This window comes from Janthinobacterium sp. TPC_1 (assembly GCF_056037845.1).
In genome coordinates, this window is sequence record NZ_CP195157.1 from 361968 (window position 1) to 378597 (window position 16630).

The window sequence follows — 16630 nt, forward strand, 5'->3', positions numbered from 1 at the left end:
CCGCCAAATCTATCCAATTCTCACCAAACAAGGAAATCATGCGGCGCGCCCCGTGAAAAACCAAGCAGCGCTTTCGCTAGAGAAACACTTTCAACATAGAAACAACAAATTACAAGGAAAAGTTGACTAAGCAGCCACATCGCCGGCCGCAGCGCCCGCGAACTCCTCGCGCAGCAGCGGATACAAGCGCCGGTAGCGCGCCAGCCGTTCGTCGAGCACGTCGGACGACTGCGGCGCCACCGTTTCCTGCACGGACGGGCGCGTGCACACCTGCGCGGGCGGCAAGCCCGTCACCGCCATCTGCGCCAGGCGCGCCGCGCCCAGGGTGCCGCCAGCCACGCCGTGGTCGTGGCGCAGCACGTGCAAGCCCGAGGCATTCGCGCACAGCTGCGCCCAGAAGCGGCTGCGCGAACCGCCGCCCACGAACGACGCTTCTGTCAGGTGCGTGCCGGCGCCGCGCAGGGCTGCATTGCCGTCGGCCATGGCAAAAGCCACGCCTTCCATCACGCTGTAGGCCAGTTCCGCGCGTCCGTGCTCCGTCGACAGGCCGAAAAACACCCCGCGCGCCGCAGCGTCGTTGTGCGGCGTGCGCTCGCCGCTCAAATACGGCAGGAAGACGGGTGCCGTGCGCGCCTCGACGTTTTCCGCCAGTTTGACCAGTTCGCCGATGTCGTTCGACTGCGTCAGCCGCGCCACCCAACTGAGGCTCGACGCGGCGCTGAGGATCACGCTCATCTGGTGCCAGCGCCCGGGCAGGCAATGGCAGAACGCGTGCACGCCCTGGCCGGGATTCGGTGCAAAACCGTCGCTGCCGGCGAACAGCACGCCGGACGTTCCCAGCGACAGCAAGCCCGCGCCCGGCTCCACCACGCCCAGGCCCACGGCCGCCGCCGCGTTATCTCCCGCGCCGCCGGCCAGCAGCACCGTGTGCGCGATGCCCCATTCCTGGCACAGGGAAGACTGTACCTGCGCGGCGGCGGCGCTGCCTTCGACCAGGCGCGGCATGTGTTCACGCGAGAGGCCGGTGGCGGCCAGCATGCGCTCGGACCAGTCGCGTTTGGCCACGTCCAGCCACAGGGTGCCGGAAGCGTCGGACATGTCGGAAACATACTCGCCCGTCAGGCGCAGGGCCACGTAATCCTTGGGCAGCAAGACTTTACTGATGGCGCGGAACAGCGCCGGCTCGTGCTTTTGCAGCCACAGCAGCTTGGGCGCCGTGAAGCCCGGCATGGCCTGGTTGCCCGTGATGGCGCGCGACCCGGGCACCAGCGCTTCCAGTTCCGCGCATTCGGCGGACGCGCGCGTGTCGTTCCACAGAATCGCCGGGCGCAGCACGCGCTGCCGCTCGTCGAGCAGGGTGGCGCCATGCATCTGGCCCGACAGGGCTATGCCGCGCAAGCCGGAAAACGCCAGCGGCTGGGCGCTGCGGATGGCGGCGATCACGTCCAGCGTGGCCTGCCACCAGTGTTCGGGATGCTGTTCCGACCAGCCGGGATGGGGACTCGACACGCGCAGGGCCACGCCGCTGCTGGCGAGGATGGTTTGCGCGTCATCGGTGAGGATGGCCTTGACTTCGGAAGTGCCGATATCGATGCCGAGATAGGTCACGATGGTTCCATGAAAAGTGTATGGGCGGCCGCGTGCGGCGGCGATGTCACGCTATGGTAAGCGCCCGGCGCCGCCGGCAGCGGGCTTTTCCGCATACTTTTCCCCGCTTTGCCGGTACGCGCCGGCCAAGCTAGCCAAGCAATCTAGCCATGCTGGCGGAAATCGCGGCGGTAGACATTCGTATCCTTGCCGTCCGGCTGGCGCCGCGTAAAGCGTTCGAAGCGCAGTCCCAGCTTGTTGAGCAGATTGATCGACGCCTGGTTCTGCAGCGAGGTGATGCCGTACAGCGTGGGCAGGCGCAGCACGTGCTGCGCATGCCGCACGATGGCCGCCGTCGCTTCCCAGGCATAGCCCTGGCCCCAGTAGGCGGGACGCATGGCGTAGCCGATATCGGGGCCGGGCAGGCTGTCGCGGCGCACCAGCCCCGCCATGCCCACGGGCGCGCCATCGCTGCGGCGCTCGACGATGTACAGGCAGTCGCCATGCGCGCGGAACTGCGCCATCGGTCCCGACTCCAGCGCGGCGCGGGCCGCTCCCAGGGTGTGGATGTTGCGCTGGCCGATGTTGGCGATCCACGACGGGTCGTTGACCAGCTCCATGTAGAAGGCCGCATCGTCCAGGGTGGCCGTGCGCAAGCGCAGACGGGACGTCTCGATCACAGTGACGGCGCCGCTCATGCCGGCCACTGCATCGGGTCGGTCAACAGCTGGTACATCACGTAGGCGTCGACATAGCCCAGCTGCGCATGGCGGTAGGCCAGCGGCAGGGTGGCGACCACCGTGAAACCCAGCTTTTTCCACAGGGTAACGGCGGCCAGGTTGGTGCTGACGACGAAGTTGAACTGCATCGCCAGGTAGCCCGCGCGGCGCGCCTCTTCCATGCAGTGCACGCCCAGCAGGCGGCCCACGCCCACGCCCTGCGCGGCCGGATCGACCATGAACGAGGCATTGGCCACGTGCGATCCATGGCCCGGCTGGTTCGCCACCAGCTTGTACATGCCCAGCAGGCGCTCGCTGCCCATCACGGCGACAAAGCTTTGCACGCCGGGGCCGAACCAGTAGGCGTGGCACTCTTCGCGCGTAGTATCGGCGGGGAAGGTGTAAGTGTCGCCGCCGGCCACCAGGGTCTGGAAGATCGGCCACATGGCGTCGAAATCGGCTTCGTTGGCCGGGCGGATATCAATTTCTTTCAAGGCGGTGCTCCCGATAACAAGTGATGGCCGATTGTATCAGCGCCCCAGGCGAAAGTTCACACTCTCGGGCCGCCCCGGCAGGTGCAGGCGCGATTGCGCGCGCGGCGCCTCGCTGACGACTTTCCCGCGCCGCAGCACCAGACGCCGCGCCGCGCGCAGGCGCAGCGCTTCCACGGTGCTGCCGCAATCGAGGATCAGCAAGTCCGCATGGCAGCCGGGCGCGATGCCGTAGCCGTCCAGGCCCAGGATGGTCGCCGGCGTTTCCGTCACGGCCAGGAAGCACTCGTGCATGGCCTGCTGGCCCGTCATCTGCGCCACGTGCAATCCCATGTGCGCCACTTCCAGCATGTCGCCGGAACCGAGGCTGTACCACGGGTCCATCACGCAATCGTGGCCGAAGGCGACGGGGATGCCGGCGGCTAGCATCTCGGGCACGCGCGTCATGCCGCGCCGCTTCGGATACGTGTCGTGACGCGCCTGCAAGGTGATGTTGATGAGGGGGTTGGCGATGGCCGCCACGCCCGCCTCGCGGATCAGGGGCAGCAGCTTGCTCACATAATAATTGTCCATCGAGTGCATGGAGGTCAGGTGCGAGCCCGTCACCCTGCCCTGCATGCCAAGGCGCTGGCTGTGGAAGGCCAGGGTTTCGATGTGGCGCGACAGCGGGTCGTCCGACTCGTCGCAATGCATGTCGACCATCAGCCCCCGCTCGCAGGCAAATTCGCACAGCAGGCGCACGGATTCCGCGCCATCGGCCATGGTGCGCTCGAAATGCGGGATGCCGCCCACCACGTCGACGCCCATGGCGATCGCGCGTTTTAGATTATCGAAGGCGCCGGGACTGCGCAGGATGCCGTCCTGCGGGAAAGCCACCAGTTGCAGGTCCAGATACGGCGCCACTTGCCGCTTGACGTCGAGCAGCGCCTCGACGGCCAGCAGGCGCGGGTCGCAGATGTCCACGTGCGAGCGGATGGCCAGCAGTCCGCGCGCCACGGCCCAGTCGCAATACTGCAGCGCGCGCTCCACCAGCGCGTCCTGCGTCAGCTGCGGCTTCAGCTCGCCCCACAGGGCAATGCCTTCGAGCAAGGTGCCGGAGGCATTCACGCGCGGCAAGCCGTAGCTGAGCGTGGCGTCCATGTGGAAGTGGGCGTCGACGAAGGGCGGCGTGACGAGGTCGCCGGCGGCGTCGATCTCTTGCGCACCCGTCACGGGCAAGGCGGGGCCGACGGCGGCGATGCGGCCGCCCTCGATGGCGATATCGATGGCGCGGCGCCCGTCGGGCAGGCTGGCATTGCGGATGACAAGGTCCATGCGGACACTCCTTCGGTTGACTACGGTATCGGGTGCTTCCAGTGCATTGTCAGCTTATCTTCCTCAAGGATGCTGCAGTGCACGAATATAGTCACTGGCAAAAGCGTAGCCATAGATTTCATGACAACGCTTTGCGCGCGCGCAAACTTCCTGCAAATGCTGCCAGGCGCATGAATACATGCGAACATGCAGAAAACACGCGGTGCACGCCCTTGAGAAAATAGCTTTCAACTAACTCGAATCACCGCTAGAATATTCATATTGCGTTGCATCATAATCAGTCCATGTTTAGCTGTTCAGCACGCTACCCATTTTACAAAACGCGGCCAACTCTGGTTTTCGGGATTTTGCAGAGCGTTTTGCCAGCATTTTAATCCGTACAAAGGAGTAAATATGTTTCCGCTTCCAGAACACATTTCCAGCGCCGCCAAGTCGCAACTGGAAAACCAGCTGCAAATCTTCAGCCTTCTGACCAGCAAAGTCTTTGAAAGCGCCGAGAGAAAATCATCGCGCTGAACCTGAACGCCGGCAAGGCCGCCATCTCGCAGACGGCAGAAACGGCGCAGCACCTGCTGGTCACGCAGGATCCGCGCGACTTCTTCAGCTACAGCACCAGCCAGGCGCAGCCGAATATCGCTAGCGTGCTGGCCTACAGCCGCCAGCTGTTCGGCATCGCCTCGGGCACCCAGGCGGAATTGCTGGCCTCGGCCAAGGCCCGCCTCGATGCGGCCGCCCCTGCCGTCGCTCCGGCGCCTGCTCCTGCCGCAGCCAAGCCCGCGCTGGCCGTCACCCCGCCTGCACCTGCACCAGCGCCGGCGCCGGCAGCGGTACCTGCCCCCGTTGCCGCCAAGCCTGCCGAAGTAGCCAAACCGGCCGAAGTAGCCAAGCCGGCCGCCAAGGCCGCGCCAGCCCCCGCTCCTGTTGCCGCGCCGGCAGCCAAGCCAGCGGCAGCGCCTGCCAAGGTTGCCGAGAAGGTTGCCGACAAGCCTGCCGTGAAAGCCGTGGAAGCCAAGCCGGCGGCCAAACCGGCAGCCAAGCCGGAAGCGGCCAAGCCCGCACCGGCTCCTGCCGCAGCACCAGCGAAAGCGGCCGCGGCCGCGCCAGCCCCCGCCAAGCCGGCCGCGAAATCATTTCCTACGAGCAAACCGGCCGCCAAGCCGGCCAGCGCCGCCGGCAAGACCGTGGCCAGGGCCGCCGTGAAGCACGCCCCTGCGCCGGTGGCCAAGGCGGCAGCCAAGGCAGCGCCCAAGGGCACGCCATCGAAGCAGCTCGACATGCTGGGCGGCGGCAAGGGCAGCGGCCGCAAGTAAGCCTCCTGCACGGCAGTGACGCAGCAAAACAACGGGCTACGGCCCGTTTTTTGCGTGCCCGTCCACAGCGCGCTTTTCCGCCTTGTTGTATCCTACGCGTACTTTTCCGTCCGCGTGCCCGTCCTTCCGCCCCGCGACACCCCATTACTCAAAACAAAAGGTAACCATGAGTTTATCGAGGCTCATCGCCGGCTTCGTGCGTCAGCATTGGCCGGCGTATGCCGCCGCCGCCGTCATGCTGACCGGCGTGGCAACACTGACCGTCTGGATCCCGCGCCGCGTGGGCGCCATCATCGACGCCCTGGCCGCGCACCGCATGACGGCCGCCGAACTGTGGCTTGAGCTGCTGACCCTGCTCGCCGTCGGCGTCGTCATCTACTTCCTGCGCGTGGGCTGGCGCATCACCCTGTTCAAGGCCGCCTACCAGCTGGGCGTGATGCTGCGCACGCGCTTCTACACGCGCATGTCGCAGCAGGGCGCGTCGTTCTACCAGAACCAGCGCACGGGCGACCTGATGGCGCTGGCGACGAACGACATCGACGCCATCGAAATGGCCGCCGGCGAAGCCATGCTGGCCGGTTTCGACGGCACTTTGACCCTGCTGATGGTGCTCGGCATCATGCTGCTGGGCGTGGACTGGCGCCTGGCCTGCATCGCCTTGCTCCCCTTCCCGCTGATGGGACTGGCCTTCTGGCGCATTTCCAGCCATATCCATACGGCGTCGACGGATTCCTTAAAGCGCTTTTCGGCGCTGAACGACCATGTGCAAGAGTCCTTGTCGGGCGTGCGCACCTTGCGCGCGCTGGGCCTGGAAGAGCGCAGCAGCGCGCAGTTTTCCACCCTGGCCGGCCACGCGGCCAACGCCAGCCTGACGGCGCAGCGCTGGGAAGCGGCGTACGAACCTGCCGTCGGCCTGACCCTGACGGCCGCCACGGCGCTGACCCTGGGCCTGGGCGGCTACCTCGTGTGGCAAGACCAGCTGACCATCGGCGCGCTGACGAGCTTTTCCATGTACCTGGGCCAGCTGATCTGGCCCATGTTCGCCGCCGGCTGGGTGCTGTCGTTGATCGAACGGGGCCGCGCCGCCTGGCAGCGCCTGCAGCCCATGTTAGATGCGCCGCTGGCCATCGACGACCATGGCACTATTGATACGCTGACGCCCGGGCCCCTGCAATTGCAGGACATCGGCTTTGCGTATGCGGGCCAGACGGCGCCCGCGCTGTCCGGCATCTCTCTGCTGTTGCAGCCGGGCCAGACCCTGGGCCTGGTCGGTCCCACGGGCAGCGGCAAGTCGACCCTGCTGCGCGTGCTGCTGCGCCAGGTCACGCCCCAATCGGGCACGGCCACGTGGAACGGCCAGCCGCTGGACGCCTACACCCTGCATGCGCTGCGCGCGGCCATCAGCTGGGTGCCGCAGGAATCGTTCTTATTCTCCGCCACCATCGCCGACAATATCGCGCTGGCCCGTCCCGGCGCCACGCGCGAAGAAGTGGAACGGGCGGCGCAGCTGGCCGATATCCACGCCGATATTTTGCAGTTCCCGGACGGTTATCAAACGCACGTGGGCGAAAAAGGCATCACCCTGTCCGGCGGCCAGCGCCAGCGCGTGGCGATTGCCCGGGCCCTGCTGGCCGACAACGGCCTGCTGCTACTCGACGATGCCTTATCCGCCGTCGATACGGGCACGGAAACGCGCATCCTGCAGCACCTGGAGGAATTGCGCCGCAAGCGCCCCGAGCGCAGCGCCATCATCGCCAGCCACCGCCTGAGCGCCGTCGTCAACGCGGACCTGATCCTGGTGCTGCGCGACGGCCACGTCACGGAAACGGGCAACCACGACGCGCTGATGCAGCGCGACGGCTGGTATGCCAGCCAGTGGCGCTATCAACAACTGGAGGCCAGCCTCGATGCCATCTAAGAACGACCAAGCCACCACCGCCACGCCATCCGTGCGCCGCCAGGCCGCGCAAGCCGTCGGCCTGCTGCGCCGCGCCGCCGCGCCCGACCTGCGCCATTTATATTGGGCCACGTTCTGGCTGATTCTCGCCGCCGCCCTGGAAGTCACGGGCCCCATTTTAGGCAAGGCCCTGATCGACCAGCACTTGCTGCCGCGCAACCTGGACTGGACGCGCATGTCCCTGCTGCTGGGCGGCTGCCTGCTGACGGGCTGGGTCGCGTCAGGCCTGCGCTATTTGCAGCTGGTACGCCTGTCCGGCCTGGCCATGCGCTCGGTGCAGCGGCTGCGCGAAACCGTCTACCAGCACGTGCTGCGCCTGCCGATGAGTTTTTTCGACCGCGCCATCACGGGCCAGCTGGTCAGCCGCGTCACCAACGACACGGAAGCCGTGAAATCGCTGTACGTGCAGGTGCTGTTCGTCATCCTCGACAGCTCCATCGTGCTGGTCGGCACCATGGCCGCCATGGCCTTCCTCGACTGGCGGCTGATGCTGATCGTGCTGGCGCTGCTGCCGGCCGTGCTGCTCATCGTCTTTTTGTACCAGCGCTGGAGCGCGCCGGCCGTCACGCGCGCGCGCGCCCTGCGCAGCGAGATCAACGGCCAGATCGCCGAATCGATCGGCGGCATGAGCGTGCTGCAGGCGAATAATGCGGAAAAGCGCTTCGGCGCGCGCTTCACGGGCATCAACCAGGACCATTACACGGCGCGCATGCAGGAATTGCGCGCCAACGCCTGGCTGCTGCGCCCCGCGCTCGACATGCTCAACATCGTGCTGCTGGCCGTCGTCATCTTCAGCTTCGGCCGGCGCGAGATGGGCGCCGTGGAAGTGGGCGTGCTGTATGCGTTCATCAGCTACATCGCGCGCGTGATCGAACCCTTGATCCAGATCACCATGCAGTTCAGCCAATTGCAGCAATCTGTGGTGGCGACGGCGCGCGTCTCGGCCCTGCTCGATGAAGCGCAGGCGCTGGAACACGCGCCCGGCAAAGCCGCGCCGGCGGCACGCCATGGCGCGCATGACGGCAACACGCCCGCCGTGGACATCGCGCGCCTGACGTTTGCGTATGTGGAAAACCAGCCCGTGCTGCACAAGCTGTCGCTGAGCATCCCGCAGGGCGCCTTCTTTGGCATCGTCGGCCACACGGGCAGCGGCAAGTCGACCCTGCTCTCCTTGCTGCTGCGTTTTTACCCCGTCACGCAGGGCAGCATCGCCATCAATGGCGTGCCCCTCGACAGCATCGACAACGAGCAGTTCCGCGCCGACGTGGGCCTGGTGCCGCAAGACCCGTTCCTGCTGGCCGCCTCGGCGCGCGAAAACATCGACATGGGCCGCGGCTACACGCAGGCGCAGATCGAGACGGCGGCGCGCGCCGCGCATGCGCACGACTTCATCGCCGCGCTGGAGCACGGCTACGACACGCCGCTGGGCGAAGGCGGTTCGCGCCTGTCGTCGGGGCAGAAGCAGCTGATCGCGATTGCCCGCGCGCTGGCCGGCCAGCCGCGCATTCTGCTGCTGGACGAAGCGACCTCGCGCATCGATAGCCAGACGGAGCAGATCGTGCAGACGGCCCTCAATGAATTGCGCGGCAAGGTGACCATCATCGCCATCGCCCACCGCCTGTCGACCATCCGCGAAGCGGACCGGATCATCGTGCTCAACCATGGCCGCATCACGGAAGCGGGCCCGCACGACAGCCTGATGCAGATCGAAGGCGGCCTGTACCAGCGCCTGTATCTGCTGCAGCAACTGGCAGTCTGATAGGCAGGGGGCGCCGTTGCATGGCGCCACTTTTTTTCTGTACGGCATTAGAAATGCCGTACAGACGGGAGTATATTCATCTGGCGGGCAGCGCCGACGGCCCCAACCACACTTCCGGGGGGCACCATGCGCAGCAAACTGTCGATCAAGAATATCTTCACCGCCATTTTCCTGCTCAGCCTGGCGCTCTCCGTCATCAGCCTGTGGGCGCTGTTCCGCGTGGCGGGCAAGCAGGCCGAGGCGAACCGCGTCACGGAAACGCGCTACCAGTCCTACCTGCTGGCAGACGAACTGCGGCAAAGCTCGGACGACCTGACGCGGCTGGCCCGCACCTACGTCGTCACGGGCGACGCCAGGTATGAGCAGCAATACCTGGACATCCTCGACATCCGCAACGGCAAGAAACCGCGCCCCGACCATTACGAACGCATCTACTGGGACTTCGTGGCGGCTGGCATGCCCGTGCCGGCGTCGACGGGCCCCGCCGTGCCCCTGGCCGAGCTGATGCGCAAAGCCGGCTTCAGCGAGCAGGAATTCGCCAAACTGCAGGAGGCCCAGGCCAATTCCGACGGCCTGGTCAAGACCGAGGTGATCGCAATGAACGCCGTCAAGGGCCTGTTCGACGATGGCAGCGGCAACTTTACCAAGAAGGGGCCGCCGGACCCGGAAATGGCCCGCACCATCATGCATGATGCCGCCTACCACAGCAACAAGGGCAAAATCATGCAGCCGGTGAATGAATTCCTCACGCTGCTCGACCAGCGCACGAGCACAGCCGTGCAGACGGCGATGAGCGGCACCATGGCCGCCTACTCCGTCACGGTCGGCGTGCTGCTGGTGTCGGTGATGGTCTCGCTGCTGTGCCTGTTCCTCGTGTACCGCCACATCAAGCGCAGCCTGGACCAGGCGATCGCCACGGCGCAGCTGATCGCCGGCGGCGACCTGAGCATCGACGCCGTCATCGAAAGGGCCGACGAAATCGGCGTGCTGCTGCATGCGATGAACACCATTAACGCCAACCTGACGGGGCTGATAGGCGACATCCGCAGCAGCACCGGCGAAATGTCGGTGGCCACGCACGAAATCGCGCTGGGCAATGCCGACCTGTCGGCGCGTACTGAAGCGCAAGCCAGTTCCCTCGAAGAAACGGCCAGTTCGATGGAAACGCTGACGGCGACGGTGCGGCAAAACGCCAGCAACGCCGGCGAGGCGAACCAGCTGGCCGCCACCGCCTCGGCCGTCGCCGTGCAGGGCGGCGCCGTCGTCGCCCAGGTGGTCAGCACGATGGGCGCGATCAAGGAAAGTTCCAGCCAGATCGCCGACATCATCGGCGTCATCGACGGCATCGCCTTCCAGACGAATATCCTGGCACTGAACGCGGCCGTCGAGGCGGCGCGGGCCGGCGAACAGGGGCGCGGCTTCGCCGTCGTCGCCGGCGAGGTGCGCAGCCTGGCTCACCGCAGCGCTGCCGCCGCGCAGGAAATCAAGACCCTGATCGGCGCCTCCGTGGAACGGGTCGACGCCGGCAGCAAGCTCGTCGACGAGGCGGGGCGCACCATGGCGCTGGTGGTGGAATCGATCCAGAAGGTGGCCGCCATCATGAGCGAGATCACCAGCGCCAGCCACGAGCAAAGCGCGGGGATCAGCGAGGTCAACCAGGCCGTCACGCAGATGGACAACATCACGCAACAGAACGCCGCCCTGGTCGAGCAGGCGGCGGCCGCTGCCGAGAGCCTGCAGGAACAGGCGCAAGCCCTGATCACGGCCGTCGCCATCTTCCGCCTGAAGGGCAGCGCGCCAGGCCCGGCGGCCCTGGCCCTGCGCTGAAGCGCAGCCAAAGTGTGCATTTTCGCAAAAATCTGCACATGCCATGATATTTCTTGATTGCAACATCATATAATCGCTGCAGACAAGCATGGTCATTGCGGGGGCGGGACGTTGGCAGGCAGACAGAAACGGGCATCATGGGGCAAGGCGCATTGGCTGCTGGCATTGGCCTGCCTGCTGCCGCCCGCCGCCCATGCCCAGGCCGGCAACCTTGAGCAGCATATCGCCGCCGTGCGCGAGGATGGCCGCTTCGTGCCCGCGCGCGCCCTGCAGCGCCTGCAAGAGGTGGAAACGCAGGCGCGCAGCGCCCCCCTGCCCGTACGCGCGGAATTCCTTACCCAGCTGAGCAACGCCCGCATGCGCCTGGGACAGAACGACCTCGCCATGCAGCTGGCCGAGGAGCTGATCGGCTATGCCCGCATGAACAAGAGCGACGTGGCACTGGCGAAAGGCATACTCTGCAAGGCCTACATCACGTTCGCCATGAACGAACGCCGCGCCTCGCACCTGCTGGCCTTCGAAGCGGAACGCATCGCCAACCGCACGGACGACTTGCCCGTGCGCGTGCAGGCGACCATCAGCGCGGGCCAGTCCTGGGCCGAGGAAGGCAATTTTCCGTTTGCGCTGGCCAAGCTGCAGGCGGCCGTCGACCTGGCGCGCCAGAGCAACTCCCCCTCCAGCCTGGCCGCCGCCCTGAACGCCCTCACCCTGCTGTACACGCAGATGCGCGAATACGACAAGGGCTTCGAGGTGCTCGACGAGCTGCTGGCCGTATCAGGCACGCTGGCATCGCCGGGCCGCATGGCGCAGGCCAAGAATACGGAATACGGACTGGCGCTCGATGCGCAGCAGCCGCAGCGGGGCCAGCGCGCCCTGCTGGCGGCCCTGGCGCTGGAACGCCAGCTGGACGCGCGCGGCATGGTGGCCGTCACCCTCGTCAATCTGTCGGACAGCTACCTGAAGGAAAACGACTACGCGCGCACCCTGCGCTACGCGAATGAAGCCATCACGGCGGGGCGCCTGGTCAACAACGAGCAGGTGGAGGCGACGGCGCGCCTGAACATCGGCCAGGCGCTGATCGGCCAGGGACGCTTGCAGGAAGGCAAGCAAAGCGTGGCCACGGGCCTGGCCTACTACGAACGCACGGCCAACCAGCCGGATATGCAGGCCGTGCTGCTGGAATACGGCACGGCGCTGGAAAAGGCGGGCGACCTGCGCGGCGCCGTCACGGCCTACCACCGCGAGCGGAGCATTTCCAACCAGCTGTTCGAGAAACAGCGGCAGAAGGCCGTGTATGAATTACAAGAAAAATATGAGGCGGAAAAGAAACAGCGCCAGATCGAGCTGCTGAGCCGCGAAAATCAGCTGAAAAGCACGGAAATCGACAACCGCCGCCTGCAGCAGCGCGTGTGGTGGCTGCTGGCGCTGGTGCTGGCGATGGCGTCCGTCATCGTCGGATTGCTGTACCGCAAGGTGCGCCACGCGAACGTGCAGCTGAAGGTGAAAAACCAGGAACTCAAGCGCCAGAGCTCGCGCGACCCGCTGACGGCCCTGTACAACCGCCGCCACTTCCAGGAATTCATGCGCAGCCATGCGGGCAAGCCGCAGCAGACGCACACGGGCAGCGACGTGGTGGGCGCGCTGTTCCTGCTCGATGTCGACCATTTCAAGCACATCAACGACCGCTACGGCCATGCGGCGGGCGACCTGGTGCTGACGACGATCGCCGAAACCCTGCATGAAGTGTTGCGCGAAACGGACATGATCGTGCGCTGGGGCGGCGAGGAATTCCTCGCCTTCCTGCCGGCCGTCGCGCGCGACGGGCTCGACGATATCGCGCGGCGCATCCTCAACGGCATGGCGGCGCAACGCATCGACTACCAGGGGCAGAGCATCGAGGTGCACGTGTCCGTGGGCTTTGCGCCCTATCCGCTGGCGCCGCTGGGACGGCCGCTGACGTGGGAACGCAGCGTCAACCTGATCGACATGGCCCTGTACCTGGCCAAGGCGCACGGGCGCAACCGGGCGTATGGCTTGCGCGGTTTCCATCACGTGGAACGCACGACCCTGGAAGCGGTGGAGCAAGACCTGGAACGCGCGTGGCGCGACGGCTATGTCGATTTGAGCGTGGTGCTGGGGGGAACGGACGGGATGGATGCTGCAAGTACTGGGACAGGGACAACGGCGCACGGCAGGCCAGCGGGCGCCAGCGATGGCGTGGCCGCCGCCGCCATCACCTGACGGTTGCCGCCGTGACCGGACCGGCGGCAGCCGGCCCTGGCGCGCTTATTGCGGTGATTACTTGTGCGCGGCGTCCTGCATCTTTTCGCCGGCTTTTTCCACTTTCTTGCCCACGGCATCGGCCGCTTCGCTCATCTTCTTGTCGGCGTCAGCGGCGACCTGATCCATCTTGGCGCCCGTATCGGCTGCAGCCTTGCTCACGGCGTCGTCAGCCTTGGTCGCGGCAGCCTTGATGTCGGCTTCAGCCTTGGCAGCGGCCGCATCGATCTTCTGGCCAGCCTGTTCCGCAGGACCGGCGGCGACATCGTCCTTCTTCTGGCAGGCAGCCAGTGCCACAACCATCATCCCGGCGGCGCACACGGTCATCCAATTTTTGCTTACTTTCATGATATTCCTTTCATTGTTATCAAAAGACACAGATCAGTTCGCAATATACACCCGCCTAAAATTTTCTAGCGTGCGCTAACGCACATAAAAACAGGCTTTTGTGGCGTAGTTGTAAGCAATGGTATCTTGACATCGTCATGGCACCTTGCACGCTGGGCACAATGTTGCTGTGTGCTACTGGCCCGGCGTTGCGTCCAGCAGCGAACGTTCGAGCAATTGCGACAGCGCCGTGCGCAGCGCCTGCGTGCGGGCCGCCAGTTCCGGCCGCTTGTAGCGCTCGGCGGCGATCAGGCTGCTTTCCAGGCAGGTCCGGTCCGATCTGGCCAGGCAGGCGTCGGCTGCATCGAGCTGGGCGCTCGCTTGCGCCACTTTCACCCTGGCGTCGAGTTCCAGGGTGTCGGGATCGTCGCCCCAGCGCTTCACATGCGCGGCCAGGCGTGTGGCGGCCAGGTCCGGCTTACCCGCGTCGAGCGCCTGGTTGACGCTGCCCTGCAGCACCATCCACGCCTGCGCCCGCTGCTGTTGCCTGTCGCAGGCGGCGGCGGACTTGGTGATGCTTGCTTGCAAGCGTTTGATCTGCGCGGCGGGCGCCTTGGCGCTTTTCAGCACGGCCAGCGCGCTGCGCGCCCCGTCCAGGTCGCACTGCACCGCCAGCGCAGCGGCGGCCTCGACCTGTTCCGCCACGCTGGCCGGCTTGTCGGCGGGCTTGTTATAAAACCAGATACCGGTCAACACCACGGCCGCCGCGATCCACGTGCGCAAACGCACGGGCGGGCGCGGCGGCGGCACCGAGCCCCTGGCCGCAGGCTTGGCGGGCGGCGCCTTGGCTGGTGCGGATGCCGGTGCGGGAGCCGCTGCGGGAGCCGGTGGCGGGACTGGCTGGGGCGCGGAAGCAGGCTGCGGCGCGGGCGGCGGCATGGGAGCGGCTACCGGCACCGGCGGCGGCACGCGTGGCACCGGCGGCGGCACCACGGTTTTCTCCAGGACCGGTGCTGGCGCCACCTGGCGCGCGCCGCAAAACGGGCAATGCGCCACGCGCAGCGGCAAAGTCCGGCCGCAAGCGGCGTTGATGCAAACGTCATTCACTGTTTCAGACACATTCCAACCTTTTCCTGGATTTACTCTGCTGCATTCTGCCGCAATATTACCTTACGCACGCACCGCCACGGCGTACCGGCACCGTGTTGAACAGTCTTGATATCGATCAAAAAGCGTCCGCAGCAGCGTCCTAAGCTACAAGCACAGGCCACGGACAAGGAGAACGCCATGCCAGCCCATCTGATCATCGAAGACGGCCAGCCCTGGTGGTGGGACAGCGCCGATATCTGGGTCGTGCCGGGCAATGATCCGAATGGCCCGCCCGGCGCGCCCATTGCCGGCATCAGCAATTACCTGTGGGGCCGCGTGCACAACACGGGCAACAGCGCCTCGAACGGCGTGCGCGTGGACTTTTACTGGGCCGACCCTTCCGGCCAGATCGCCGTCGGCGCCGCCACGCTGATCGGTTCCGCGTTTGCCGACTTGCCGCCCGGCGCCACGCAGGAAGTGCTGTGCCTGGTGCCCTGGATCCCCGTCATCGTCAATGGCGGCCACGAGTGCCTGCTGGCCGTGGCCCACGGGCCTGGCGACGTCAACCCGCTGCCCGATCCCCTGCCCAACGGCTTTCCCTTCCAGCCCAAGCAGCACGAGCAGATTGCCCAGCGCAACGTCACCGTGGTGCTGGCGGCAAGGCGCGCGCAATTGCTGTCCATCGCGGTGGCCGCCCTGCCCCGCGCAACGAAAAAAGTGGAACTGCAGATCGAGTATGGCGGCGAGCTGCCGGAGCGCCTGCTGGCCACGCTCGGACTTGAGCGGTGGCAACCGGCCAGGGATGCCCAACTGGTCGCGGGCCTGGCGCGCACGCCCCACTGCAATGGCGACGTGCCCGGCGAGCAAAAACTGGCGCTGGAAGTGCCGCGCGGCCAGGCGCAGGCCGTGTACCTGAGCCTGCGCGCCGAAGCCTTGCCGCCACGCCAATATGCGCTGCTGCGCGTACTGGAAACGCAGGAAGGCAAGGTCATGGGCGGCATCACGTATGTCGTCACCGATCTGGAAAAAGAACAAGCTCAAGAACAGCAAAGCCCCGAGGAGCAGGCATCATGAGCGATACCCCCATGCAGGTGCTGACGCGGCCGTTCGCGATCGAGCCCGTCACCAATATCATGCTGCCCGATGGCATCTTCGACAATGCCATCTATGGCTTGCGCATCGCCGCCCACGTCACCAACATGTCCGGCAGCCCGCTGACGAATGTCACGGTGTACCTGGAAAGCGTGGGCGACCCCGGCATCGTGCCCGTGGCGCGCACCTTCTTCTTTGCCAGCGTGCCCGCCGGCGCGGCCATGCTGGTGATGTGGGACGCCGACTTCCAGCACGCCACGCCCGGCAAGCGCCTGGTCAGCTTTGTCGCCAAGGCCGACGGCTACACGCCGCACCGCTCGATCCAGCAAATCTTCGTCTCGCAGACGCGCTTCGACAGCATGAGCAATACCTATACCTGCACGGTCGAGGAAGGCACGCTGGAACTGTCCAAGCCGCAGGGTCACCTGCCGGGCAAGCGCTGGGGCAGCACGGGCACGGATGGGAAGGAGTGCCGCTGCCCGCCCGGCTTCGGGCCCATCGTGCCGACTGGCATGACCCTCGTCTGGACGCCGAATCCCGCCTACGCGGGCACGCATGGGGATTTGCCGTTTTCCGATCCGTGGTGGAAGATTCTCGCCATCATCATTGCCATCATCGCCGCGCTGGTGGCCATCATTTCGGCGGCGCTCGGCTCAGGCAAGGCCAGCTTCAGCGTGGGCGGCACCTTCGAGGAAACAGATCCCAGTGTCGATTGCTGCTCGCTCGAAGGGGCCGGCTCGGGCCAGCCCGAGTTCACGGTCGCCGGCGTGGCTTCGGCCATCGCCTCGGGCGCCATCGCCGTCGCCTGCTCCGATATCGCGGACCCGTTCTGGCGTGGCCGGAAGCAACACCACCGGCCGCCGGCGAACTGACTCTGG

The 16630-nt window shown here is 66.1% G+C and carries 14 protein-coding genes; 8 read left to right on the plus strand and 6 right to left on the minus strand.

All coding sequences use genetic code 11. The annotated features are described in order from the left end of the window. Positions 1-126: 126 nt before the first annotated feature. The 4 genes from xylB to ACQVLG_RS01815 form a co-directional block, all read right to left on the minus strand. On the minus strand, positions 127-1608 hold the full coding sequence (gene xylB / locus ACQVLG_RS01800) for a xylulokinase (protein ID WP_474292561.1): 1482 nt from the start codon (positions 1606-1608) through the stop codon (positions 127-129). 143 nt (positions 1609-1751) lie between these two features. Next, the gene (locus ACQVLG_RS01805) at positions 1752-2285 is read right to left on the minus strand and encodes a GNAT family N-acetyltransferase (protein WP_474292562.1); all 534 of its coding nucleotides are present in this window, start codon (positions 2283-2285) and stop codon (positions 1752-1754) included. Further along, positions 2282-2800 (minus strand): GNAT family N-acetyltransferase, encoded by a 519-nt coding sequence (locus ACQVLG_RS01810; RefSeq protein ID WP_070257992.1) that lies wholly within the window; start codon positions 2798-2800, stop codon positions 2282-2284. The genes ACQVLG_RS01805 and ACQVLG_RS01810 overlap by 4 nt, the downstream gene beginning before the upstream one ends. Positions 2801-2836: 36 nt before the next feature. Continuing rightward, positions 2837-4111 (minus strand): amidohydrolase family protein, encoded by a 1275-nt coding sequence (locus ACQVLG_RS01815; protein ID WP_230539811.1) that lies wholly within the window; start codon positions 4109-4111, stop codon positions 2837-2839. 393 nt (positions 4112-4504) lie between these two features. Here ACQVLG_RS01815 and ACQVLG_RS01820 point away from each other — a divergent pair, with 393 nt between their 5' ends. The 6 genes from ACQVLG_RS01820 (at position 4505) to ACQVLG_RS01845 (ending at position 13205) form a co-directional block, all read left to right on the plus strand. After that, positions 4505-4627 carry a hypothetical protein gene (locus ACQVLG_RS01820; RefSeq protein ID WP_474292563.1) on the plus strand — a complete coding sequence of 41 codons (123 nt, stop codon included), beginning with the start codon at positions 4505-4507 and terminating at the stop codon, positions 4625-4627. Between the two features lie 23 nt (positions 4628-4650). Further along, the gene (gene phaP / locus ACQVLG_RS01825; protein WP_474295497.1) at positions 4651-5421 is read left to right on the plus strand and encodes a TIGR01841 family phasin; all 771 of its coding nucleotides are present in this window, start codon (positions 4651-4653) and stop codon (positions 5419-5421) included. Between the two features lie 166 nt (positions 5422-5587). After that, the gene (locus tag ACQVLG_RS01830) at positions 5588-7339 is read left to right on the plus strand and encodes an ABC transporter ATP-binding protein (protein WP_230539813.1); all 1752 of its coding nucleotides are present in this window, start codon (positions 5588-5590) and stop codon (positions 7337-7339) included. Next, positions 7329-9137, plus strand: a complete 1809-nt coding sequence (locus ACQVLG_RS01835; protein WP_230539814.1) for an ABC transporter ATP-binding protein — start codon at positions 7329-7331, stop codon at positions 9135-9137. The genes ACQVLG_RS01830 and ACQVLG_RS01835 overlap by 11 nt, the downstream gene beginning before the upstream one ends. 126 nt (positions 9138-9263) lie before the next feature. Further along, entirely contained in the window at positions 9264-10964 is a 1701-nt protein-coding gene (locus ACQVLG_RS01840) for a methyl-accepting chemotaxis protein (protein ID WP_230539815.1), read from the plus strand. Positions 10965-11075: 111 nt separating this feature from the next. Beyond that, a complete protein-coding gene (locus ACQVLG_RS01845; protein WP_474292565.1) occupies positions 11076-13205 on the plus strand; it encodes a sensor domain-containing diguanylate cyclase in 2130 nt (709 codons plus the stop codon). Positions 13206-13262: 57 nt separating this feature from the next. Here the strand turns inward: ACQVLG_RS01845 and ACQVLG_RS01850 are convergent, their stop codons facing one another. Both ACQVLG_RS01850 and ACQVLG_RS01855 read right to left on the minus strand, forming a co-directional pair. Then, a complete protein-coding gene (locus ACQVLG_RS01850; protein WP_230539816.1) occupies positions 13263-13592 on the minus strand; it encodes a hypothetical protein in 330 nt (109 codons plus the stop codon). A 174-nt stretch (positions 13593-13766) separates the two neighbouring features. Next, positions 13767-14690, minus strand: a complete 924-nt coding sequence (locus ACQVLG_RS01855) for a hypothetical protein (protein ID WP_474292567.1) — start codon at positions 14688-14690, stop codon at positions 13767-13769. Between the two features lie 168 nt (positions 14691-14858). On the opposite strand from ACQVLG_RS01855, the gene ACQVLG_RS01860 reads away from it, so the two are divergent. Both ACQVLG_RS01860 and ACQVLG_RS01865 read left to right on the plus strand, forming a co-directional pair. Then, entirely contained in the window at positions 14859-15734 is an 876-nt protein-coding gene (locus tag ACQVLG_RS01860; RefSeq protein WP_474292569.1) for a hypothetical protein, read from the plus strand. After that, a complete protein-coding gene (locus ACQVLG_RS01865) occupies positions 15731-16624 on the plus strand; it encodes a hypothetical protein (RefSeq protein ID WP_474292571.1) in 894 nt (297 codons plus the stop codon). Before ACQVLG_RS01860 ends, ACQVLG_RS01865 begins: the two co-directional genes overlap by 4 nt. The last annotated feature ends 6 nt before the right edge of the window (positions 16625-16630 follow it).